Consider the following 22547-nt stretch of genomic DNA (forward strand, 5'->3'; position numbering starts at 1 on the left):
TCAGGCCGCGCGGCTGGCCAGCGCTTCCAGCGCGATGAACAGACGCTCGCCCTCAATCCGCACCGGAATGGTGCGCACCGCGCCCTCGTCGGCGCCGAGCGCCTTGCCCGTCTCCAGCGAAATCACCCAATTGTGCAGTGGACAGGTCACGGCCGCGCCATGGACGATGCCCTGGCTGAGCGGCCCGCCCTTGTGCGGACAATGGTCGTCGATGGCGAAAACCTGATCGTCCGCCGTGCGGAAGACGGCAATCTTGCCTTGCGGCGTGGCGACGCAGCGCGCGCCGCGGCGAGGGATGTCCGATATGGAGCCGATCGATATCCAGTTCATGACAATCACTCCGCCGCCTGAGCGAAGCCGACCGAGGCCAGCGGCCGGAATTCGTGCTTGTCCTTGCCCGAGACACGTTCCGACCACGGGTCGACCTGCGCGAATTTCTGCGAAAACACGAAGCGATCGAAATAGGCCTTGCGCTTCTCGCTATCGTCCATGATCCGGCGCTTGATCTCGGCTATGCCGATGCGCTTGGCCCATTTGTAGATGCGCTCGAGATAGCGGCCCTGCTCGCGATACATCTGCGTCAGCGCCACGATATGCTCCAGCGCCTCGTCCTCGGTCTTGACTAGGCCAAGCACCTCGGTGCCCTTGATGTCGAGGCCGGCGGCGCCTGCGAAATGGATCTCGTAGCCACTATCGACGCAGATGACGCCGACATCCTTGCAGGTTGCTTCAGCACAGTTCCTCGGACAGCCCGATACCGCCATCTTGACCTTGGCTGGGGTCCACGATCCCCACATGAACTTCTCGATGCGGATGCCCAGCCCCGTCGAATCCTGCGTGCCGAAACGGCACCAATCCGAGCCGACGCAGGTCTTTACCGTGCGCAGTCCCTTGGCGTAGGCTTGGCCAGAGACGAAGCCGGCCTGGCCGAGATCGGCCCACACCGCAGGCAGGTCCTCCTTGCGGATCCCCAGCATGTCGATGCGCTGGCCGCCGGTGACCTTGACCATCGGGATCTCGAACTTGTCGACGACGTCGGCGATAGCGCGCAGTTCGGCGGCATTGGTGACACCACCCCACATGCGCGGCACCACCGAGTAGGTGCCGTCCTTCTGGATGTTGGCGTGGACGCGCTCGTTGATGAAGCGTGACTGGTAGTCGTCGGCATACTCGTCCGGCCAATCGCAGACGAGATAGTAATTGAGAGCCGGCCGGCATTTGGCGCAGCCGCAGGAGGTGGTCCATTCCAGCTCCTGCATGACGGCGGGAATGGTCTTCAGCCCCTTGGCCTTGATCAGCCGGCGGATCTCGTCATGGCCGAGCGTGGTGCAGCCGCACATCGGTTGCACCGCCGCCGGATTGTATTTGTCGCCGATGGTCAGCACCATCAACTTCTCGACCAGCCCGGTGCAGGAGCCGCACGAAGCGGAGGCCTTGGTGTGGGCGCGCACGTCGTCGAGCGAAGTCAGGCCCTTGCCCGTGATCGCACCGGTGATTTTTCCCTTGCAAACGCCGTTGCAGCCGCAGATTTCCGCATCATCCGGCAAGGCTGCAACGGCCGCCATAGGGTCCAGGGAGGCGCCTCCCTGGTAGGACTGGCCGAAGATAAGCGTGTCGCGCATTTGCGATATGTCGGTCTGCTTTTTCTTGAGGTCGTTGAACCAGGCGCCGTCGGCCGTCTCGCCATAGAGCACGGTGCCGATGATGCGGTCATCCCTAAGCACCAGCCGCTTGTAGACGCCGGCGGCGGCATCGCGCAGCACGATCTCCTGGCGATCCTCGCCCTCGGCGAAGTCGCCGAGCGAGAACAGGTCGATACCGGTGACCTTGAGCTTTGTCGGCGTGTCCATGTGTACGAAGGCAGCCGCCTCGTCACCTGCTAGCTGGCTGGCGGCAACGCGCGCCATCTCGTAGAGCGGGGCCACCAGACCATAGACCATGCCGTTGACCTCGGCGCATTCGCCGAGCGCATAGATGTCGGGGTCGTTGCTGCGCATGCCGGCGTCGACGACGATGCCGCGATTGACGGCGATGCCTGCCTCTTTCGCCAGCGCCGCATTCGGCCTGATGCCCACCGCCATGACGACGAGCGTCGCCGGAATGATGGTGCCGTCGGCAAGCTCCACCTGCTCGACCTTGCCCTTGCCTGATATCGCCTGAGTGTTGGCCTTGGTGATGACCTTGATGCCGCGTTGCTCGACGGCGCGCTGCAAGAGATAACCGGCGGCCGGATCGAGCTGGCGCTCCATCAGCGTGGGCATGACATGCAGCACGGTGACGTCCATACCTTGCGCGTTCAAGCCCGCTGCAGCCTCCAGCCCAAGCAGGCCGCCGCCGATGACCACGGCCTTGGCCCGCGACTGGGCGGCAAGCAGCATGGCCTGGACGTCGTCGAGATCGCGATAGGTGAGCACGCCCGGCAGATCGTGGCCGGGCACCGGAATGATGAACGGCACCGAGCCGGTGGCGATGACGAGCTTGTCGTAGGGCTCGGTGACACCGTGGTCGGAGGTGACGGTCTTCGCCGTCCGGTCGATGGCGACTATTCTGTGGCCCTTGTAGAGGGTGATACCATTGGCGATGTACCAGCCGTCGCCGTGGATGATAATCTCCTCGAAGGCCTTCTCGCCGGACAGCACCGGCGACAGCATGATGCGGTCGTAATTAACCCGCGGCTCGGCGTTGAAGATGGTGACCTGGTAGCGACCGGGCGCCTGTTCGAAGAGATGCTCCAGCATCCGCCCGGGCGCCATGCCGTTGCCGATGATGACGAGCTTCTGTTTTTTCATCGATTGAGCCTTTTCAATGTCGCTGGACGTCATCCTTCGGCCTCCTATTCCGCCGCCGCGACGCAAAGCGCGCCGTCGCCGCGGCGCGTGCGGTCCGCGCGTTTTTGTTTGATCTGTTCCAGCAGCGCCGGGTCGGGATTGGCACCGCCCTCATAGGCTTCGAGAAAATCGAGCAACTCTTCCCGGTAGGCGTAGTAATCTGGGTGGGCGAGCAGCGCCTTGCGGGAGCGCGGACGCGGCAAATCCACCTCCATGATATTGCCGATCCGGGCGTTGGGGCCGTTCGACATCATGACCACGCGGTCCGCCAGCAGGATCGCCTCATCGACATCGTGGGTGACGCAGATGGCCGTCACCTGCGTCCGCTTCCATACGTCCATGAGGACGTCCTGGAGTTCCCAGCGGGTCAACGAATCCAGCATCCCGAAGGGCTCGTCTAGCAGCAGCAGCTTGGGCGATAGCGAGAAGGCGCGGGCGATGCCGACGCGCTGCTTCATGCCGTTGGAGAGCTCCGCGGCGAGCCTGTGCATCGAATTGCCGAGCCCGACACGATGCAGGTAGTATTCGATGACGTCCTTGCGCTCGGCCGGCGTCGCATCGGGGTAGACCCGGTCGACCCCAAGCGCGACATTTTCGCGCGCGGTGAGCCACGGCATCAGCGACGGCGCCTGAAAGACGACCGCGCGGTCTGGACCAGCGCCGGTCACCTCCTTGCCGTCTAGAACGATGCCACCGCCGGAAATGCCGTTCAGGCCGGCCGCCATCGACAGCACCGTGGACTTGCCGCAGCCTGAATGACCTATCAGCGTGATAAATTCGCCCTTCTTCATCTTGAGGTCGAACCCGTCGACAACAGTGATCGGGCCCTTCGGCGTCGGATAGACCTTGCGCACCTCGTAGAACTCGACATACCGGCCTTGGGCCGGCGAGGCCGCCGCATCGCGATAGGCTTTTGGCGGCTCGCTCTTGTGCGTGATCGGCACGATTTTCGGCAGATCGATCCCGCTTTCGAGGTCGCCGCCTTCGGCGCCGGCGTCGATGAGATATTGGGTCACCGCGGCACGCAGCCGGATAAATTCCTCGTCGTGGTTCATCGCCGCGCGGTTGCGCGGCCGTTCGATGTTGACACGGAACGACGGTCCGAGCGTCGCTTTCGGCCCCGGCTTCAAGGGGATGATCCGGTCGGCGAGCAGGATCGCTTCATCGACATCGTTGGTGATGAGAATGATGGTTTTCTTCTCCTTGCCGCAGATATCGGCCAGTTCATCCTGCAGCTTCGCGCGGGTCAGGGCGTCGAGCGCCGACAAGGGCTCGTCGAGGAGAAGAATGTCCGGCCGCGTGGCAAGCGCCCGGGCGACCGACACACGCTGTCGCATGCCTCCAGAAAGCTCGGCCGGCTTGCGATCGATGGCGTGCGAAAGGCCAACCAGGTCGATGTATCGTCGCGTGATCGCCCGCCGCTCGGCCTTCGGCTTGGCCTCTAACACGGCGTCGACCGCCAGGGCGACATTGCCGTATACCGAAAGCCACGGCATCAGCGAATAGGACTGGAAGACCACCCCGCGATCAGATCCGGGACCATCGATTTCCTTGCCGCGCACCAGCACGCGGCCGCTGTCGGGCTGGACGAGGCCGGCGATCGCCGAAATCAGCGTCGTCTTGCCGGAACCCGAGAAACCGACGATGGCGATGAATTCGCCTTCCTCGACCTTGAGGTTGATGTCGGACAGGACGTCGGACCGCCTGGCTCCCTCGCCATAGGTTTTCGACAGGCCGGTAACTTCAAGAATAGCCATCGCGCCCGCCTCTACCTGTTGGCCGAGAAGGTCAGCGCCGACTGCAGCGCAAACATGATGCGGTCGAGTGCGAAGCCGATGATGCCGATGGTGAGCACCGCGACCATAATGCGCGCCAGCGACGACGACGAGCCGTTCTGGAACTCGTCCCAGACGAATTTGCCCAGCCCCGGATTCTGGGCCAGCATTTCGGCGGCGATGAGCACCATCCAGCCGACGCCGAGTGACAGGCGGAGCCCGGTGAAGATCAGCGGAAGCGCCGAAGGCAGGACAAGCTTGCGAATCGTGGTGGCCGTCGAAAGCTGAAGCACCTTGCCGACATTGACGAGGTCCTTGTCGATCGAGGCGACGCCGAGCGCGGTGTTGATCAGCGTCGGCCACAGCGAACACAGCGTGACGGTGACGGCGGAAATGACGAGCGATTTCGGCAGCGCAGCGCTCGTGTCGACATAGACCGCCGAAACGATCATCGTCACGATCGGCAGCCACGCCAGCGGCGAGACGGGCTTGAATATCTGGACCAGCGGATTGATGGCGCCGTTGAATGTCTTGGAAAGTCCGGATGCAATGCCGAGCGGCACGGCGATGATCGTGGCGATCACGAATCCCAGGCCGACAGTCTTAAGCGACGTGACGATCTGGTCGAAGTAGGTCGGCTTGCCCGTATAGGCGCGGTGCTTAACCTGGTCTGCCTTGTTCTCGGCCACCAGTTGCGCATTGCGCGCCTCGAGCCGCTGGTAGAATGCTGCTTCCTTTTCGCGTTCGGCCCAATGGTCGGCCCACAGAACGCCGGCCTGCTCCCATACCTGGACCGGGCCGGGTATGGCGCCAAGCGACGTCTGCACGCGTGGTGCGAGCACGCCCCACGCCGTCAGGAAAATTACGATTCCAAGTAACGGGATGACAAGGACACGCTTGAGTTCGCCGAGCTGCTCGGAGAGGCTGTCACCGGCGGCGATCCTGAGTATCGGCGCCAGCCAGGCAAGGCCGAATACCTCAAGCCACTTCGCCGCCCTGTTGATGCGGGCGAGGTGCTGCTCCCTGCGCTTGCCGCGGGCCGTGTCCAGCCGGGTGCTTGTTTCGGTTGCGAATGTCATCGGTAGCGGTTCCTGTCTTCCTGGTATGGCCGGGGATGGCAGTCGGATAGGACCGGCTGCCTGGGTCGACGGGCCTATCCGCCAGCGATTTCGGTGCCTTCGATGATCTGCTCGCCCTTCAGCCCGATCGGCAGACTGTCGATATAGGTGTTGGGCTTCTTGCCGTCGTAGAGGACGCCGTCGATGAACTCCGCCGTCGGCGCACGGTAGCCGTCGCTATCCCAGGGAAAGTCGGCCTTGTCGGCCTTGCCCTCGTCGACCAGCATCTGGGCGGCGTTGAGATAGATGTCGGGCAGGTAGACGGATTTTGCGGTGTCGGCGTACCACTGGTCGCCCTTACCTGCCGGGATCTGGCCCCAGCGCCGCATCTGGGTCAGATACCAGACGGCGTCGGAATAATAGGGATAGGTCGCGAAATGGCGGAAGAAGACGTTGAAGTCGGGAACGTCGCGCTTGTCGCCTTTTTCGTACTCGAACGTCCCGGTCATCGAATTCGCGATGACCGCCTCATCGGCGCCGACATATTCCGGCTTGGCGAGTATCTTCACAGCTTCCAGCCGGTTGGCGTTGTCGTTCTCGTCCAGCCAGATCGCGGCGCGGATGAGCGCCTTGGTGATCGCAAGCGTGGTGTTTGGATATTCTTGCGTGAACTGCTTGGTCATGCCGAACACTTTTTCCGGATTGTTCTTCCAGATTTCGTAGTCGGTGATGACCGGAACACCGATACCCTTGAACACGGCAGCCTGGTTCCATGGCTCGCCAACACTATAGCCGACGATGGTTCCGGCCTCGAGCGTGGCCGGCATCTGCGGCGGGGGGGTGACCGAAAGCAGCGCGTCCGCCTTGATCTGACCGGAAGTGTCGCCCGGCGAATAGTAGCCGGGATTGATGCCGCCCGAGGCCAGCCAGTAGCGCAGCTCGTAATTGTGCGTCGAAACCGGGAAGACCATACCCATGTTGAACGGCTTACCTTCGGCCTTGAACTGATCGACGACGGGCTTCAGGGCGTCGGCCTTGATCGGATGGACGGGCTTGCCGTTCTCAACCGGAATGTTGGCCTTCATCATCTCCCAAACCGCATTGGAAACGGTGATGCCGTTGCCATTCAGATCCATTGAGAACGGCGTCACCAGATCGGCCTTGGTGCCGTAGCCGATGGTCGCGGCAAGCGGCTGGCCAGCCAGCATGTGGGCGCCGTCGAGCTGGCCGGTGATCACGCCGTCAAGCAGCACCTTCCAGTTGGCTTGCGGCTCGAGCGTCACGTAGAGCCCCTCGTCCTCGAAGTAGCCGAGCTCCTTGGCGATGGCGAGCGGCGCCATGTCCGTCAGCTTGATGAAGCCTAACTTCAGCTCATCCTTTTCGACGGCAAGCATTTCAGCGCGGGCGGCCAGCGGCGACAGGTGCAGGCTGAGCGCGGCGACGCCGGCCACCAGCAGCAGCCTGCGCATGGGATTGAAGGCGATCCGTTTCGTCATCGTTATCTCCGGTTGGGCGCGGCTTGGCATCTGCGCCATCGACTGCGTGTTGGACCAAAACAAAAAAGCCGCCGGCCAGGCCGCCGCGTCCGTTGATCCGGATCGCGTATTGACCTGAGCGGCAGCTTTGCCTGTGACGCCCGCCATTGGACGCCGTATTCCATGGCCCGAAGGCCTGTGGGTGACCATGCAGGAACCGTGCCAGTTTGACGGAACTACAGATTCTACAATGAAAACAACAGAGAAGGCGGGCGTGAACGCTGGGGCGCCGGATTACCGATGCTCACGCGGCAGTCACGCCCATTGTGCAGTCGCACAAAAATTGTGCAGTGCACGATGGTGCGCAAGAAATGCTCAGCCTGTCGGCATAGCCCAGTCGCGGATGGCCAGATAGTCGTCGATCCTGTCCGGATCGAAGATGCGGCCGTCGAAGAAACCATCCGGGCCAAGGACGAGGCTGGCGCCGGCCGAGCCGACCGGGGTGGCGGCGGTAAGCGCCCCCTCGACCTTGGCATTGGCGCCCGGCAGGGCGACGCCGAGCGGCTTCAGGGCGAGGCGATAGAGGTCGGGCCGATAGGTGTCCCGCGCGAGCGCCATATTGGCAGCGCTATGCTTGACCTGCCCCCAGCGCACCATTTGCGTGTAGAACCACAGGGCATGGCTTTTCCATGGAAAATTCGCAGCCTTGCCGAAGGGAAGGAAGAAGTCCTCGACTGCCAGTTCCGCGCCGCCGCCCAGCGGAAGGCGCCCGGTCAGGATCGGCATCTGCAGTGCCGGTGAAAGATCTAGGAAGGAAGGCTGAGCCATCAGCGCGGCCAGTTCGCCGCGATTTGCCGGATCCTGGCACCAGCGCGCGGCGTGATGAAGCGCGCGCAGCAGGGCCGAAAGGGCATCCGGGTGTTTCTCGGCCCAGGCCTTGCGCACGCCCACGACTTTCTCGGGGCTGGTCTTCCAGATGGTGGCCTTGACGGTCGCGATATGGCCGGTGCCGGCGACGGCCGAGGCGCTGTTCCAGGGTTCGCCGACGCAGTAGCCGTCGATCCTGCCGGCGGCGAGTGCGTCGGCCATGAGGGGCGGCGGCACGATGACGATTTCTATTTCTCGCGACGGATCGATGCCGCAGGCCGCGAGCCAGTAACGCAGTTCGTAATTGTGTCCCGAGTGCGGATGCACGACCGCGAAGCGCAGCGGATCATGGCCGGCATGCGCCCGTTCATGGATCAGCGCGCCCAAGGCCCTGCCCGTTCGCGCAGGATCGAGGTCCGGCAAGGCACCGTGCGCGGCCATGCCCGCCCAGAGCGCGTTCGAAACCGTCACGCAGTTGCCCCCCAGCCCAAGTGAGAATGGCACGATCGTGTCGGAGGCGAGTGGGGTGAGCCCCAGATTGCAGGCGATCGGCATCGGTCCCAGCATATGCGCCAGGTCGAAATGCCCGATAGCGATGCGGTCGCGGATGTTGGCCCAGGATGTTTCGCGGCTGAGCATCAGGTCGATGCCTTCGCGCGCGGCAAAGCCGATCTCGCTTGCTGCCACAAGAACGGCGCTGTCGAAGAGCGGTATGAAACCCGCATTGATCCGGTGTTCGGCCGCCATGCTCAACTCTCTCCGGGATCCAGAAGGCCTGCCGCCGTCACCAGGCTCTGCGCGATTTCGCTGATCTTGCGGTTCTGGCTCATGGCGGTATTACGCAGAAGCGTATAGGCCGCGTCCTCCGGCAGGCCGCGCGACCTCATCAGGATGCCCTTGGCGCGGTCGATGACCTTGCGGTTCTCCAACTCACTGCGGGCTTCTTCCAGTTCGCGCGCCATGCGCGAGAACGCGTTGAAACGGCTGATCGCCATGTCGAGGATCGGCTTGACGCGCTCCTGGCGCAGCCCGTCGACGACATAGGCGGAGACGCCCGCTTCCACCGCAGCTTCGATCGAAGCTTGGTCCGAGCGGTCCACGAACATGGCGATCGGCCGCTTCACCACGCGCGAAAGCTGGAACATGTTTTCAAGCATGTCGCGGTTGGGGTTTTCGAGATCGATGACGATCACATCCGGCTCGATCTCGGCGATGCGCCGTGCAATTCCAGCAACGTCGTGAACGACCGTGACCTGCTCATGCCCGGCCTCCCGCAACCCCGCCTCGATGATGGAAGCGCGGATGTGGTTTTCATCGATCACCAAGACGGCGAGGGATTTCCGGTTCATGCCGCATTTTGCGCACGCCGCGCGATTGTGCAATGCGGCGCGGCGACAATTGACGCGGTTATCTCTTCGAATTCAGAGGGGTCGCCATCTGTTCGCGAAGCCGACCCGTTAAGGTTCTTTAAATACCGTTACTAGGGACTGACTTTGCTTTTGTATCCGCTGCGCTATCTTCCAATTGCGAACCTTGTGTCGCTGGGTAGAAGATTGGAGGTTTCTATGGATCGGCGATCATTTTTGACAGGAATGTTTGGCATTGCCGGGGCTGCGGCCCTTGCAAGCGCAGTTCGGCCTATCAACGCAGTGGCTGGTGTCCCAGGCGTCAGAGGCGGCATTCTCGATGAACTGGACGCGATGGATACGGAAGCCTTCGAGGATGAAGATACTCAAGCAGAACTGCAACCGGTGCGCCATCGGCATTGGCACCGCAGGCGGCGGCGGAGGCGGCGCGTTTGGAGAAGGGTCTGTCGTCGTTACTGGCGAGACGGCTATCTGCGCACCCGGTGCCGTCGTCGGCGCGTTTGGGTCTGGTACTGGCATTATTAGCAGTTAGCCTGCTGAAAACCCCGGTGGTTCCGGGGTTTTCGCTTCATGTGGCTGTTAGGAATCCCAACATCAATCTGCGGCGGCGTACCGCAAGGTGCCCACTAAAGCGGGTCCGTTCAAACTGAACCGGGCATCCCGCTCTATCTATTTGTTTTAGCCGCATTTCCGCTACGCCGAGCGCTTCCACTTTGGCCGCAAAATACTCCAGCAGAAATGGCGAAATTCATTTCAGGAGAACCGACCGGTTTGTAAGGACCTGCCGGGGACAGGCAGGCCTGCGACAGACTGATTTCCTAGGAGAAAACTGGTGGAGCCAATCGGAATCGAACCGACGACCTCTTGAATGCCATTCAAGCGCTCTCCCAACTGAGCTATGGCCCCACTTCCGGCAGTCGACCGGCGCCGTTCCCGGCGAAGAGATCCGGCGCGGGTTCAAGACCGCGCCGTTAGTGCAGCGGCTTCTAACCCCGCCTTCAGTCAATATCAAGCCTCCAACAACCGCTTTTTCTCAAGACGCCGCGAAATCCGGCAAGCGCTTGCGGCAGAGGCCAGATCAGACTTCGTCGTCGTCGTCGCCAACGCCGATCATGTCGGCGACATCATCGTCTTCTTCCTCTTCGTCGGCGAGGAAAGTATCGTCATCATCGTCGCCGAGGTCCACATCGTCATCATCGTCGCCGAGATCGGGAAGGTCGTCGGACTTGCCGTCGTCGTCCGCCTCTTCGAGCGAGACGACCTCGACGCCCTCTTCGTCCTCTGCGTCGACTTCCTTCTCCGCAACTTCCTCTTCCTCCTCGATAGCGGCGGTCTTGCCCTCCTCGAAATAAGAGCGGGGATAAGTCTTGCCGGTATAGGGCGAGACGATCGGGTCCTTGTTCAGGTCGTAGAATTTCTGACCCGTTTCAGGGTCGATGCGTTTGGTGCCAAGTTCGGGTTTTGCCACGGCAAGCCTCGTCGATAAAAGTTTGGTCCCCATAACCACAGTTTACGGCGCTGTCAAAGCCTAAAGCCAACGTCATAAATCCCTGCGCTGATGGCCTCTTGCAAGGGGATGACCATTTCGGTGCGCCGTGATACGAGACCGCCCAAATCAAAAGAAAAAGGCCGGCCACCGGCGTTTTCACTCAGGGAAAAACTATGTCGCACACTGCCGCCCCGAAACCGGCCACCGCACGCAAATCGCCAGCGCTTTCAGGCGCGGCGCGGGTGCCCGGTGACAAGTCGATCTCGCATCGCTCGTTCATGTTCGGCGGCCTCGCCTCGGGCGAGACCCGTATCACCGGGCTGCTGGAAGGCGAAGATGTGATGCGTACGGGCACCGCCATGAAGGCGATGGGTGCGCATATCGAGAAGCACGGCGCCGAATGGTTGATCCGCGGCACCGGCAACGGCGCCCTGCTGCAGCCGGAAGGTCCGCTCGATTTCGGCAATGCCGGCACCGGCGCGCGCCTCACCATGGGCTTGGTCGGCACCTACGACATGGAGACGACCTTCATCGGCGACGCCTCGCTGTCCGGCCGGCCGATGGGCCGAGTGCTCGAGCCGCTGCGCCAGATGGGCGTACAGGTGCTGAAGGCGACGCCCGGCGACCGCATGCCGATCACGCTGCGCGGCCCCACGCACGCCGCACCTATCACGTATCGCGTGCCGATGGCATCGGCGCAGGTGAAATCGGCAGTGCTGATTGCCGGGCTGAACACGCCGGGCATCACCACCGTGATTGAGCCGGTGATGACCCGCGACCACACCGAAATGATGCTTAGGGGATTTGGCGCCAATCTGTCGGTCGAGACCGACGAGCGCGGCGTGCGCCATATCTTCATTGAAGGCCAAGGCAAGCTCACCGGCCAGACGATCTCCGTGCCGGGCGATCCCTCCTCGGCCGGCTTCCCGCTGGTGGCGGCGCTGATCGTGCCGGGTTCGGACGTTACAATCGAAAACGTGCTGATGAACCCGACCCGCACCGGACTTCTCTTGACGCTGCAGGAAATGGGCGCCCGGATCGACATCGTCAACCCGCGCAAGGAAGGCGGCGAGGATGTCGCCGATCTGCGTGTGCGTCATTCGGAACTGAAAGGCGTGACCGTGCCGCCTGAGCGGGCGCCGACGATGATCGATGAATATCCGGTGCTTGCCGTCGCGGCCAGCTTCGCCGAGGGCGAGACGCTGATGCAGGGGTTGGAGGAGTTGCGCGTGAAAGAATCCGACCGGCTGTCGGCGGTCGCCAATGGACTCAAGCTCAACGGTGTCGACTGCACCGAAGGTGAGGCAACACTGGCCGTTCGCGGAAGACCGGGCGGCAAGGGTCTCGGCGGCCACGGTCAGGACACGACGGTGAAGACGCATCTCGACCACCGCATCGCCATGAGTTTTCTGGTGATGGGGCTGGCCACCGAAAAGCCGGTGACCATCGACGACCAGGCGATGATCGCGACCAGCTTTCCAGAGTTCATGGGATTGATGAAGGGGCTAGGCGCGGAGATCGAGTAAAGCCGATGGCAATCACTGGCGTTGAAGGCTGGGACCGAACTGGAACGTCGGAGGGACAGCGCCCCCCTCTGTCCTGCAGGACATCCCCCCAACTTGGGGGGAGATTTGCTGCTTCGACGCCCCGCTCAATCCTGAAACGTGGGCAATTGACGAAAGCCGCGATGACGGCCAATCTCCCCCCAAGTGGGGGAGATGTCCGGCAGGACAGAGGGGGGCGCGAAAGATCGCCACACCTGTCTGGATCATCGCGCTTGTCGGTCATGGTGGCCGGCAAATGACAACGCCCTTCACCATAGCCATCGACGGCCCAGCGGGCGCGGGCAAAGGGACGCTGGCCCGCCGGCTCGCCGACCATTATCGGCTGAACCTGCTCGACACCGGCCTCAGCTATCGCGCGGTGGCCCATGCGCTGCTACAACTCGGTCTGCCGCTCGACAATGTCTCGGCCGCCGAAACCGCAGCCCGGCAGGTTGACCTGGCCAAGCTCGACCGGTCGGTCCTGTCGGCGCATGCGGTCGGCGAGGCGGCCTCTAAGGTCGCTGTGTTCCCAACCGTGCGGCGCATACTGGTCGAAAAGCAGCGCGATTTCGCCAAGGCGCCACCGGGCGCCGTGCTCGACGGCCGCGACATCGGCACCGTCGTCTGTCCCGACGCCGACATAAAACTCTATGTGACGGCCAGGGCCGAAGTGCGGGCAAAGCGGCGGCTCGATGAAATAGAAAGCATCGGCGGCACCGCCAATTTCAGCGAAATCCTCGCCGATATCGTGCGCCGCGACGAGCGCGATACGGGCCGCGCCGACTCGCCGCTGAAGCCGGCCGCCGACGCGCACTTGCTCGACACGTCGGAAATGTCTATAGAAGCCGCGTTTCTGGCCGCCAAAGCGATCATCGACGACGCAATGGCCAAGAGAAACGAAGCCTGAGCCGGGTTTTGGTCCTGCTGCCGATTGTCGGCGGTGGAAAATAACCCATATCAGGCACGAACCAGCCTGCCAGCATTCTTCATGCGCCGGAATTGCCGCTCAGGCGGCCAAGGGCTTTTGAGCCCGGAACGCCGGCAGGCGAACGCAACGCTAACCCACGGCGCCCGCCCCACAACAGATGTGGGGCATTCCAGGAGAAATTATGTCAGCTGCAAATCCCACTCGCGACGATTTCGCGAGCCTGCTCGAAGAATCATTTTCCGCCGGCCATTCCGGCGAAGGCCAGGTCGTCAAAGGCATCATCACCGCCATTGAAAAGGACATGGCGATCATCGATGTCGGCCTCAAGGTCGAAGGCCGCGTGCCGCTGAAGGAATTCGGCGTCAAGGGCAAGGACTCGACGCTCAAGGTCGGCGACACGGTCGAGGTCTATGTCGAGCGCATCGAGAATGCGCTTGGCGAAGCGATGCTTTCCCGTGAAAAGGCCCGCCGCGAAGAGAGCTGGGTCCGTCTCGAAGAGAAGTTCACCAAGGGCGAACGCGTCGAAGGCGTCATCTTCAACCAGGTCAAGGGCGGCTTCACCGTCGACCTCGACGGCGCCGTGGCCTTCCTGCCGCGCAGCCAGGTCGACATCCGCCCGATCCGCGACGTCTCCCCGCTGATGCACAATCCGCAGCCCTTCGAGATCCTCAAGATGGATCGCCGCCGCGGCAACATCGTGGTGTCGCGCCGCACCGTGCTCGAGGAAAGCCGCGCCGAGCAGCGTTCGGAAATCGTGCAGAACCTCGAAGAAGGTCAGGTGGTCGAAGGCGTCGTCAAGAACATCACCGACTATGGTGCATTCGTCGACCTCGGCGGCATCGACGGCCTGCTGCATGTCACCGACATGGCATGGCGCCGCGTCAACCATCCGACCGAGATCCTCAACATCGGCCAGACGGTCAAGGTGCAGATCATTCGCATCAATCAGGAAACCCACCGCATCTCACTCGGCATGAAGCAGCTCGAGAGCGATCCGTGGTCCGAGATCGGGACGAAATTCCCGATCGGCAAGAAGATCAAGGGTACCGTCACCAACATCACCGACTACGGCGCGTTCGTCGAGCTGGAGCCGGGCATCGAGGGCCTCATCCACGTTTCGGAAATGTCGTGGACGAAAAAGAACGTGCATCCCGGTAAGATCCTGTCGACGACGCAGGAAGTCGACGTGGTGGTGCTCGAGGTCGACCCGACCAAGCGCCGTATTTCGCTCGGCCTCAAGCAGACGCTTGAGAATCCGTGGCAGGCTTTCGCCAGCGAGCATCCGGTCGGCAGCCAGGTCGAGGGCGAGGTCAAAAACAAGACCGAGTTCGGCCTGTTCATCGGCCTCGAAGGCGATGTCGACGGCATGGTCCATCTTTCCGACCTCGACTGGACCCGTCCGGGCGAGCAGGTGATCGAGGAGTACAATCGCGGCGACATGGTCAAGGCGCAGGTGCTCGACGTCGACATCGAAAAGGAGCGCATCTCGCTCGGCATCAAGCAGCTGGCCAAGGACACGGTCGGCGAGGCGGCGACTTCAGGCGAACTGCGCAAGAACGCGGTCGTCACCTGCGAGGTCACCGGCGTCAAGGATGGCGGTCTGGAAGTGCGGCTGGTCGACAGCGGCATCGAGACCTTCATCAAGCGCTCCGACCTCAGCCGTGACCGCGACGAGCAGCGCCCCGAGCGCTTCACGGTCGGCCAGAAGGTCGACGCCCGCGTCATCGCCTTCGACAAGAAGACCCGCAAGCTGCAGGTCTCGATCAAGGCGCTGGAAATCGCCGAGGAGAAGGAAGCGGTCGCCCAGTACGGCTCGACCGACTCCGGCGCTTCGCTGGGCGACATCCTGGGTGCCGCGCTGAAGAAGCAGGGCAGCTAAGCATCGGCTGTCGCGCATCGGCGGCATAAAAACAAACCCGCGGGCCGCAAGGCTCGCGGGTTTTTCACGCTCGGTGAGAGCCACGCGGAGAGCGAGACATTCGAGCGTGTTATCGACTATTATGCCCGCTTGCGGCCACCGGCTGGATAGTCGCCGCTTACGAGGGGTTCAAGAAATCGGCTGGTTGAGCCAATCCGTGGCGCGACAGCGACAACTCAGGCCCGGCCGGCGGGGTTTTTACGCTAAAACAATCTTCTTTGCGTATGTCTCGACCGCACGGGGAGAGATTTCGCATGAACTCTGGCGGCGACCGGCTCGCTTCGCAACGTTCATCCCTGCGAGGCGTCTATGCAACGTCGCCGGCGTTTTTCTGCTTTCTGGGCATAGCGGCGTTGCTGGTTCTCCTCTGGTCGTTAGGCCTACAGCTCAATGGCGATGCTGACGATCTCGTCAAGCTGCATGAGATCCGCACTTTTCTTGAAACGGGGCGCATTTTCGATCGAACCTTGCCCGGCATTCTCCAGCCTGAGCCCTACGTTACGCATTGGCCGTGGATCGTGGACCTGCCATATGCGGCCTTCGCCAGCATCATCAAACCATTCATCGGCTTTGAGCCGTCGGTGATGACGGCAAGCTTTGTCGTCCCGCTGCTGCTGCTTGCGCCTGCGCTCCACTGCTACAGCCGATTGGTGATCGCTGTGGGATTTACCAGTCCGGTTCTCGCATTGCCCTTGGCTTCGATCTTCGCCATGCGTGCATTCTTCGAGTTCGCGCCCGGACGGATCGACTATCACAATCTGCAAGTTCTGCTGCTTCTGATCACACTGGTGCTGACCTTGTCGCAAAAGCGCCTCGCTGCCTTCGCCAACGGCGTGATGGCGGCCATGGCACTCGCGATCAGTGTGGAGTTCGCGCCATTCTACGCACTCGTCATGGCAATCTATGCCTTCGATTTTGTCTTTTCCCGACAAGATGGTGCGAGGAGAATATTCGCATTCGGCCTGGCGCTGGCGATCGGCGCCGCCGCCCTGTTCGCTGTCATCGTGCCGCCTTCAGCCTACGCCACGGCCAAATGCGACACCTATTCTGCACCTCATGTGCTGGCGCTGGTAGCGGCTGGATTGTCGTTCGTCATCACACCAACGCTGGCGGGGAGGCGCAGCAAGTGGGCGATGCGGGCGACAATTCTTCTGGCCTTTGCGACGGCAAGCGTTGCGACGCTGCTGATGCTGTTTCCGCAATGCGTGGCCGGCCCTTATGCAACGCTTGATTTCTATGTTCGCGACAACATCCTCGACAGTATCCCTCAGGAACTGAGCCTGTTTCGGCGCCCCGATTTCGTTCTGTCGGCGAGCTTTCCGGGCATGATGCTGATGTTTGTAGGCGCGCTTGCCCCGGCCGTCGTTTGCCTCAATCCGCAGTGTCGAAGCCGGCCCCTGGTCATCATGGCTTTGTTTTCGGTGCTCGCGCTGGGCCTGGCGATCGGCTATTTCCGCTACTTTCGCTATCTTCCCGTTTTTTCCAGCGTCGGTCTGAGCTTCGTTCTGGCAAGTTTCCTGCCGCCAGGCACGAGATTGGCCGCCTATTTGACGCCACACGTGCCGGTCGGCTCGCGGAGATACAGGCTGATCGTTCCCGGCCTAGTTTTGTCCGTGGCGATGGCGCTGTACCAGCTATCGGCGCGGACATCCCAGGCAGCCATTCCCGCCGCCGAGTTTGCCGACAGTTGCGATCTCAGCCATTTTGAGCTGCAATGGGGTTGGCCGGCAGGCGCCATCGTCCTTACGCCACCGCTGATCGGAGCGCACTTTCTCGCCCTTGCCGAAGGCCCCAGGGTGGTGACAGTCCCCAACCATCCGTCAGCCCTGGGTCTCGGACGGAGCTATCGCTTTCTTGATCCCTCGACCGTCGACCCGCGCATGTTTCTCGATGCGTCCAAGGCAACGCATGTTGCGCTTTGCGCGTGGAGAAGCTCGCCTTCGCAAAACCTCGAAACCGCCTATCCATTCGCCGCAACGCTGATGGAAGGCCACCCGCCGTCATGGCTCAGGGAGTGTCCTACGGATGCCTCTTCGCCGCTGCGTCTCTACAGTTATCGCAATGCCGATGCATCGGACGCCACCTGCCCCGCATCGACAGCTTCTGCTCAGGCCCTGCCGTAGAGCGGCACCAGTGTGCCGCTCATCGCCAGATTGGCCGGCGACGCGAGATAGGCAATGGCCTCCGCGGCCGCTTCGAGGCTGACCCATTTGCCGAAATCGGCGGCCGGCATGCCAGCCCGGTTGGCCGGCGTATCGAGGGTCGAGGGCGCGACCGCATTGACCAGGATGCCGTTGCCCTTGAGTTCCTCCGCCATCGCCACCGTCATTGCCGCGACCGCCGCCTTGCTGGCGGCATAGGCGACCATGCCGGAACCGCGCCGCAGGTCGAGCCCGGCGCGCGCCGTGACATTGACGATGCGACCAGCCGTGCCCGATGCCAGCATCGAGCGTATCGCCGCACGGCAGCACAGGAAGGTGGTACGGGCATTGGTGTCCATCATTTCGGCAAAAGAAGCTGACTCGATCTTCTCCACCGGCGCGGCGGTGAAGCCACCGGCCAGTTGGATGGACGCCCACAAATCCGGAACGCTGGCGTAGAATGCCTCGACCTTGGCGGAATCGGCGAGGTCGACATTGTGCGCCAGCCTGACGCGCTCATCCGCCGGGAAGGGAAAAAGCGCAGGCGCGGCGGCATGGGCATTGGGCACATGGCAGATCGCGCCCTTACCCAGCAGTTTGCCGACAACCGCGCCACCGAGCGCTCCGGTGCCGCCGGTCACCACAATATGCCTGCCGTCCAGTGTGTCCGTCATCTTCGACCGCTCCAGTCACTCATATGCCGCGCCGCCGCCGAAGGTCGCGCCTTTCGCCCGATCACTCAACCGAAATCTCGACATGACAGGGTCGCGTCTTTGCATCGCTCCAGGCCGTCGGCCAGCCAGTATCCTTGCCAACCCGAGGCAGGAAGCACGTGGCGCTGCCAAAATTCAATCGACAGTGATTTCGATGACGCGCGGCAGTCCGGTCGCCCGCGCGCGCTTGAGTGCACCGGCTAACTCACCGATGTCGGCGAGCCGCTCGGCGGCAATGCCATAAGCCTCGGCCAGCTTGCAGAAATCCGGCGGGGCGGGTGAGACGCCGACCGGCTCGACGCCGACATTGAGCATCGAGGTCTCGATTTCGCGATAACCGCGATTGTTCCAGATGACGAAGATCACCGGCACCGCCGCATCGAGGGCTGCGCCCAACTCCGGCAGCGTGAACTGGAAACCACCGTCGCCGGTGAGACAAACGACCGGCGCATCAGGCACAGCAAGGGCCGCGCCGATCGCCGCCGGCGGACCAAAACCCAGCGCGCCGAAGCCGGTGGCGGCGTTGAACCATCCGCCCGGGCGATCATGATCGTAGCAGAGGTTGGCGGCGTAGACCGGCTGCGTCGAATCGCCGACGATGATCGAGCCCGGCAATGCATCGCGGATCGCCTCGACGGCGCGCGTCTGCGCCTGGAGGGCCGGGCCGATCTCGGCAAGGGCCGCCTGCCTTGTCGCGGCAGCGCGAGCCGGACCGTCGTCCGATAGGGCCTGGCCCGTACCGATCTCCGAAAGCAGCGCCTCGAGTGCTACGGAGCAATCGGCATGGATCGTAATCCTGGCCGGCCGGCGGGCAAGCTGGTCGGCGCCGATGTCGATGCGGATGAGATTGGTCGGCAAGACAAAGCCATCGTCGCCATATCCGTCATAGTCTGTTGGGCCGAACTCGGTGCCGGCGGCGATGACCAGGTCGGCGTCGGTTATAAGCGTGCGCACCGCCTTCAGACTGGGACTCGCCGGCACGCCAAGTGGATGACGATGCAGCAGGCCGCGGGCATTGGTCGTCTGGACAACCGGCGCTCCCAGTCTTTCGGCCAGGTGCTGCAACGGCACTTCGGCTCCCTTGGCGCCGCCGCCGGCAAGGATAAGCGGTCGGCGGGCAGCCGTGCAAAGTCTTGCCGCCTCCGCTATCGCCGCCGCATCCGGCTCGGGCGGCGCGATATTCGTCAGCAACGCCGCGATGGCGCCCGCAGGCTTGACCATGATGTCGGTCGGGATCTCGATATGGACCGGACCCGGACGCGACGACGAAAACAACGCAAAGGCACGGGCGAGCACGCCTGGCAGCTCGTCGGAGTCGGTGACACGGTGGGAGAACAGCGCGACCTTCTCCATCATGCCGCGCTGGTCGGGCAGTTCGTGCAGATGGCCGAGGCCCTTGCCGAGTGTCGGTGTGGCGTTGACGCCTGAGATCACCAGCATCGGAACCGAATCGGCACGGGCCTGGCCCATCGCGGTGATGGTGTTGGTCAGTCCCGGTCCGGTGATGACGAAAGCGACGCCGGGCCTGCCGCTGGCACGCGCATAACCGTCGGCCATGAAGCCGGCGCCCTGCTCATGGCGCGGCGTGACGTGGCGGATCTTCGAACGCGCCAGTCCACGATAGAGTTCGACAGTATGCACACCCGGAATGCCGAAGACCGTATCGACATCATGGGCTTCGAGCAAAGTGATGAGCGCTTCGCCGACTGTCGTCATTGTCTGAGCACCGGACGTGTGAGGCAAGTCGGGCCGCACTCGCAGGCGATGCATAGCGCGTCCGCCTCGAAGGTGGAAACCTTGCAGCCGACAGCCGCCATGGCCGCAGCCGTCTTCGGGAAGCCGGCGACGGCGATCACGTCGCGCGGCGCAGTCGGCAGAACGTTCAGGCTGAGGCCGTTTGAGACGAAGAACTCCTCGGCGTCGCCCTCGACCAGGCGAATGCCTCGCGCCCGCAGCATCTGGTAGAATGAAGCCGGCAAAAGCGGTGCATAAACCAACGCCAGATCATCGGCGAGCGGACTGATCACCGACATCAGATGCAGGCAGGCTTCCTCGCCATGCCAGAGCGGCAGGTCGTAACCATAGACCTGGACGCCCTTGGGCGTGAGCAGGTTCGCGAGCTGCTGGATGCCGTCCTGGTTGGTGCGCACGCCGCGACCGACGGCCAGCGTCCTTGCATCCACCCACACGCAATCGCCGCCCTCGACCTGGCCGGGATGCTCGATGCGACCGAGGATGGGCACGCCCATGCGCCTATAGGCCATCTCGTGCAGGCCGGGCTCGGCACGGCGCAACGCCTTGCCCATGGCAAGGATGATGGCGCCGTGGTCGGTCATCAGCGAAGGATCGTGGGTGAAGACGGAGTCGGCAAGCCCGTCATCGACGTCGATCAGCCATTCGATCTCGGCGCCGGACGCCGAAACCAGCGTCGTCAGAACCTCATGCTGGGCAGCGGCCTTTTGCGCATCGAAGCCTGGACCATAGTGCCATTCCGACGCGTCGGCGCGGCGCATGGCGCTGGCGGCGGAGCGCATCAGCACGCGCTGCAGCGGCCCGGCCATGGACTGCGACCCGTATGCTTTGCCCAACAAACTCTCCTGAAACATCTCCTCTTGCCAATAACCACTCGGCAAGCCGCGATCAATGGTCCAAAAACCATGGTTGACGGAGGCAAGCGGAACGGTCCATCTTGAGAATCGGAACGCTGTCCAGTGATGGGTAATGAGTAAAAAATTCCAGCAACGACGGGCTCGACCGCTCCGTGGAGTCCTGTGAGGATGACGGTGTCAAGCACCGCACCCGTCCTGAAACATACGGTGCAGAACGGCGCCGCCGAAGCCATCCATGTCGAGAACCTGCACAAGAGATTCGGCGAACTGCATGTGCTGAAGGGCGTTTCGCTGTCGGCGCGCGACGGCGAGGTCATCGCCATCATCGGCGGCAGCGGCTCCGGCAAGTCGACGCTGCTGCGCTGCATCAATTGCCTGGAGAACCCGACCAGCGGCATCGTCCGCGTCAATGGCGAGGAGATCCGGATGAAGGCCGACAGCCACGGCCACACCGTTCCCGCCGACCGCAAGCAGATAGAGCGCATCCGCTCCAAGCTCGGCATGGTGTTCCAGAACTTCAATCTGTGGAGCCACATGACGCTGATCGAGAACGTCATCGAGGTTCCGGTGCATGTCTTGGGCGTCAAGCGCGAGACGGCGATTGCCGAGGCTGAAAAACTGCTCGCCCGCGTCGGACTGTCCGAAAAGCGCGACGTCTATCCGGCCTATCTGTCGGGCGGCCAGCAGCAACGCGCCGCGATTGCAAGGGCGCTGGCCATCAACCCGCGCGTCATGCTGTTCGACGAACCGACCTCGGCGCTCGACCCGGAACTGGTCGGCGAGGTGCTGAAGGTGATCGGCGATCTGGCGCGGGAAGGCCGCACCATGGTGCTGGTCACCCACGAGATGAAATTCGCCCGCGAGGTCGCGTCACATGTCGTCTACCTCTATAACGGGCTGGTCGAGGAAGAGGGGCCGCCGGAACAGATCTTCGGCGCACCCAAATCCGAAAGGCTGAAGCAGTTTCTGCGCAATGTAGGATGACTTGCGAGAAAAACAGACGGGAACGTCAAACAAAAAAACTGGGAGACCTGAAAATGAAACCTCTTCTCAAAACGGCCCTCGCGGCTACGCTGATCGCGTTGTCGGGCGCATTTTCGGCAAGCGCCGAGCAGATCAAGGTCGGTTTTTCGCCTGAAGCCTATCCGCCGTTTTACTCGCAGGATTCGTCCGGCAACTGGGGTGGCTGGGAAGTCGACATCGCCAACGCCATCTGCAGCGAAGCCAAGCTGGATTGCGTATTGACGCCGATCCCGTGGGACGGGCTCATCCCCGCGCTCAAGACCAAGAAGATCGACGCGATCATGAATTCGATGTCCATTACCGACGAACGCAAGAAGGAAATCGACTTCTCCGATAAATACTACAACACGCCGACCGCGGTGATCGGGGCCAAGGATCAGAAATTCGATGCGACGCCGGAGGGTGTGAAAGACAAGACGATGGGCGTTCAAGCCTCAACGGTGCACGCTGCCTACGCCAAGAAGCACTTCACCGGCGCCGCCGAGATCAAGGAATACCAGACGCAGGACGAGGCAAATCAGGACCTCGCCGCCGGCCGGATCGATGCCACGCAGGCCGACTCTATCGCGCTCGACGCATTCTTGAAGTCGGATCAAGGCAAGGCGTGCTGCGACCTCAAAGGTTATGTGGAGCCGGACCTTGAAGTCCTGGGGCCTGGCGTCGGCGCCGGCGTACGCCAAGGCGATACCGAGCTCAAGGACAAGATCAATGCCGCCATCAAGGCCATCAGGGCCAATGGCAAATATGCCGAAATCACCAAGAAGTATTTCGACTTCGACATCTTTGGCGACGAGTCGCAGTCCAACTGAGGG

The 22547-nt window shown here is 62.6% G+C and carries 17 protein-coding genes and 1 tRNA gene; 6 read left to right on the forward strand and 12 right to left on the reverse strand.

The window, feature by feature from the left end:
* The 9 genes from nirD to AC0NID_RS03585 form a co-directional block, all read right to left on the reverse strand.
* Nucleotides 1–330: a nitrite reductase small subunit NirD gene (nirD, locus tag AC0NID_RS03545; RefSeq protein ID WP_145718810.1), complete on the reverse strand. Its 330-nt coding sequence runs from the start codon at nt 328–330 to the stop codon at nt 1–3.
* 5 nt (nt 331–335) lie between these two features.
* Nucleotides 336–2789 carry a nitrite reductase large subunit NirB gene (gene nirB, locus AC0NID_RS03550; protein ID WP_473451492.1) on the reverse strand — a complete coding sequence of 818 codons (2454 nt, stop codon included), beginning with the start codon at nt 2787–2789 and terminating at the stop codon, nt 336–338.
* A gap of 44 nt (nt 2790–2833) precedes the next feature.
* Entirely contained in the window at nt 2834–4585 is a 1752-nt protein-coding gene (locus AC0NID_RS03555; protein ID WP_473450862.1) for an ABC transporter ATP-binding protein, read from the reverse strand.
* Between the two features lie 11 nt (nt 4586–4596).
* Nucleotides 4597–5682: an ABC transporter permease gene (locus tag AC0NID_RS03560; protein ID WP_473450864.1), complete on the reverse strand. Its 1086-nt coding sequence runs from the start codon at nt 5680–5682 to the stop codon at nt 4597–4599.
* A gap of 74 nt (nt 5683–5756) precedes the next feature.
* A complete protein-coding gene (locus tag AC0NID_RS03565; RefSeq protein ID WP_473450866.1) occupies nt 5757–7157 on the reverse strand; it encodes a CmpA/NrtA family ABC transporter substrate-binding protein in 1401 nt (466 codons plus the stop codon).
* Nucleotides 7158–7511: 354 nt separating this feature from the next.
* A complete protein-coding gene (locus AC0NID_RS03570; protein ID WP_473450870.1) occupies nt 7512–8750 on the reverse strand; it encodes a CmpA/NrtA family ABC transporter substrate-binding protein in 1239 nt (412 codons plus the stop codon).
* 2 nt (nt 8751–8752) lie between these two features.
* Entirely contained in the window at nt 8753–9352 is a 600-nt protein-coding gene (locus AC0NID_RS03575; protein WP_473450872.1) for an ANTAR domain-containing response regulator, read from the reverse strand.
* An 848-nt stretch (nt 9353–10200) separates the two neighbouring features.
* Nucleotides 10201–10276: transfer RNA gene (locus AC0NID_RS03580), tRNA-Ala, on the reverse strand.
* A gap of 172 nt (nt 10277–10448) precedes the next feature.
* Nucleotides 10449–10838: a TIGR02300 family protein gene (locus tag AC0NID_RS03585; RefSeq protein ID WP_473450874.1), complete on the reverse strand. Its 390-nt coding sequence runs from the start codon at nt 10836–10838 to the stop codon at nt 10449–10451.
* Between the two features lie 194 nt (nt 10839–11032).
* Between AC0NID_RS03585 and aroA the strand changes: the two genes are divergently transcribed.
* From aroA to AC0NID_RS03605, 4 genes are all read left to right on the forward strand, one after another.
* Nucleotides 11033–12385: a 3-phosphoshikimate 1-carboxyvinyltransferase gene (gene aroA / locus AC0NID_RS03590; protein ID WP_473450876.1), complete on the forward strand. Its 1353-nt coding sequence runs from the start codon at nt 11033–11035 to the stop codon at nt 12383–12385.
* Nucleotides 12386–12659: 274 nt separating this feature from the next.
* A complete protein-coding gene (gene cmk / locus AC0NID_RS03595; RefSeq protein WP_473450878.1) occupies nt 12660–13310 on the forward strand; it encodes a (d)CMP kinase in 651 nt (216 codons plus the stop codon).
* Nucleotides 13311–13512: 202 nt separating this feature from the next.
* On the forward strand, nt 13513–15210 hold the full coding sequence (rpsA, locus tag AC0NID_RS03600) for a 30S ribosomal protein S1 (protein ID WP_473450880.1): 1698 nt from the start codon (nt 13513–13515) through the stop codon (nt 15208–15210).
* Nucleotides 15211–15503: 293 nt separating this feature from the next.
* Nucleotides 15504–17372, forward strand: a complete 1869-nt coding sequence (locus AC0NID_RS03605; protein ID WP_473450882.1) for a hypothetical protein — start codon at nt 15504–15506, stop codon at nt 17370–17372.
* Here AC0NID_RS03605 and AC0NID_RS03610 read toward each other — a convergent pair.
* From AC0NID_RS03610 to AC0NID_RS03620, 3 genes are all read right to left on the reverse strand, one after another.
* Nucleotides 17357–18064: an SDR family NAD(P)-dependent oxidoreductase gene (locus tag AC0NID_RS03610; protein ID WP_473450884.1), complete on the reverse strand. Its 708-nt coding sequence runs from the start codon at nt 18062–18064 to the stop codon at nt 17357–17359. The genes AC0NID_RS03605 and AC0NID_RS03610 overlap by 16 nt on opposite strands.
* A 174-nt stretch (nt 18065–18238) precedes the next feature.
* Complete coding sequence (locus AC0NID_RS03615) at nt 18239–19819, reverse strand: 5-guanidino-2-oxopentanoate decarboxylase (protein ID WP_473450886.1); 1581 nt, start codon at nt 19817–19819, stop codon at nt 18239–18241.
* The gene (locus AC0NID_RS03620) at nt 19816–20664 is read right to left on the reverse strand and encodes a dimethylarginine dimethylaminohydrolase family protein (RefSeq protein ID WP_473451494.1); all 849 of its coding nucleotides are present in this window, start codon (nt 20662–20664) and stop codon (nt 19816–19818) included. Before AC0NID_RS03620 ends, AC0NID_RS03615 begins: the two co-directional genes overlap by 4 nt.
* A gap of 216 nt (nt 20665–20880) precedes the next feature.
* On the opposite strand from AC0NID_RS03620, the gene AC0NID_RS03625 reads away from it, so the two are divergent.
* Nucleotides 20881–21696 (forward strand): ABC transporter ATP-binding protein, encoded by an 816-nt coding sequence (locus AC0NID_RS03625; protein WP_473450887.1) that lies wholly within the window; start codon nt 20881–20883, stop codon nt 21694–21696.
* Nucleotides 21697–21749: 53 nt separating this feature from the next.
* A complete protein-coding gene (locus AC0NID_RS03630) occupies nt 21750–22544 on the forward strand; it encodes a transporter substrate-binding domain-containing protein (protein ID WP_473450889.1) in 795 nt (264 codons plus the stop codon).
* The last annotated feature ends 3 nt before the right edge of the window (nt 22545–22547 follow it).

It is taken from the genome of Mesorhizobium sp. WSM4821 (assembly GCF_055901555.1).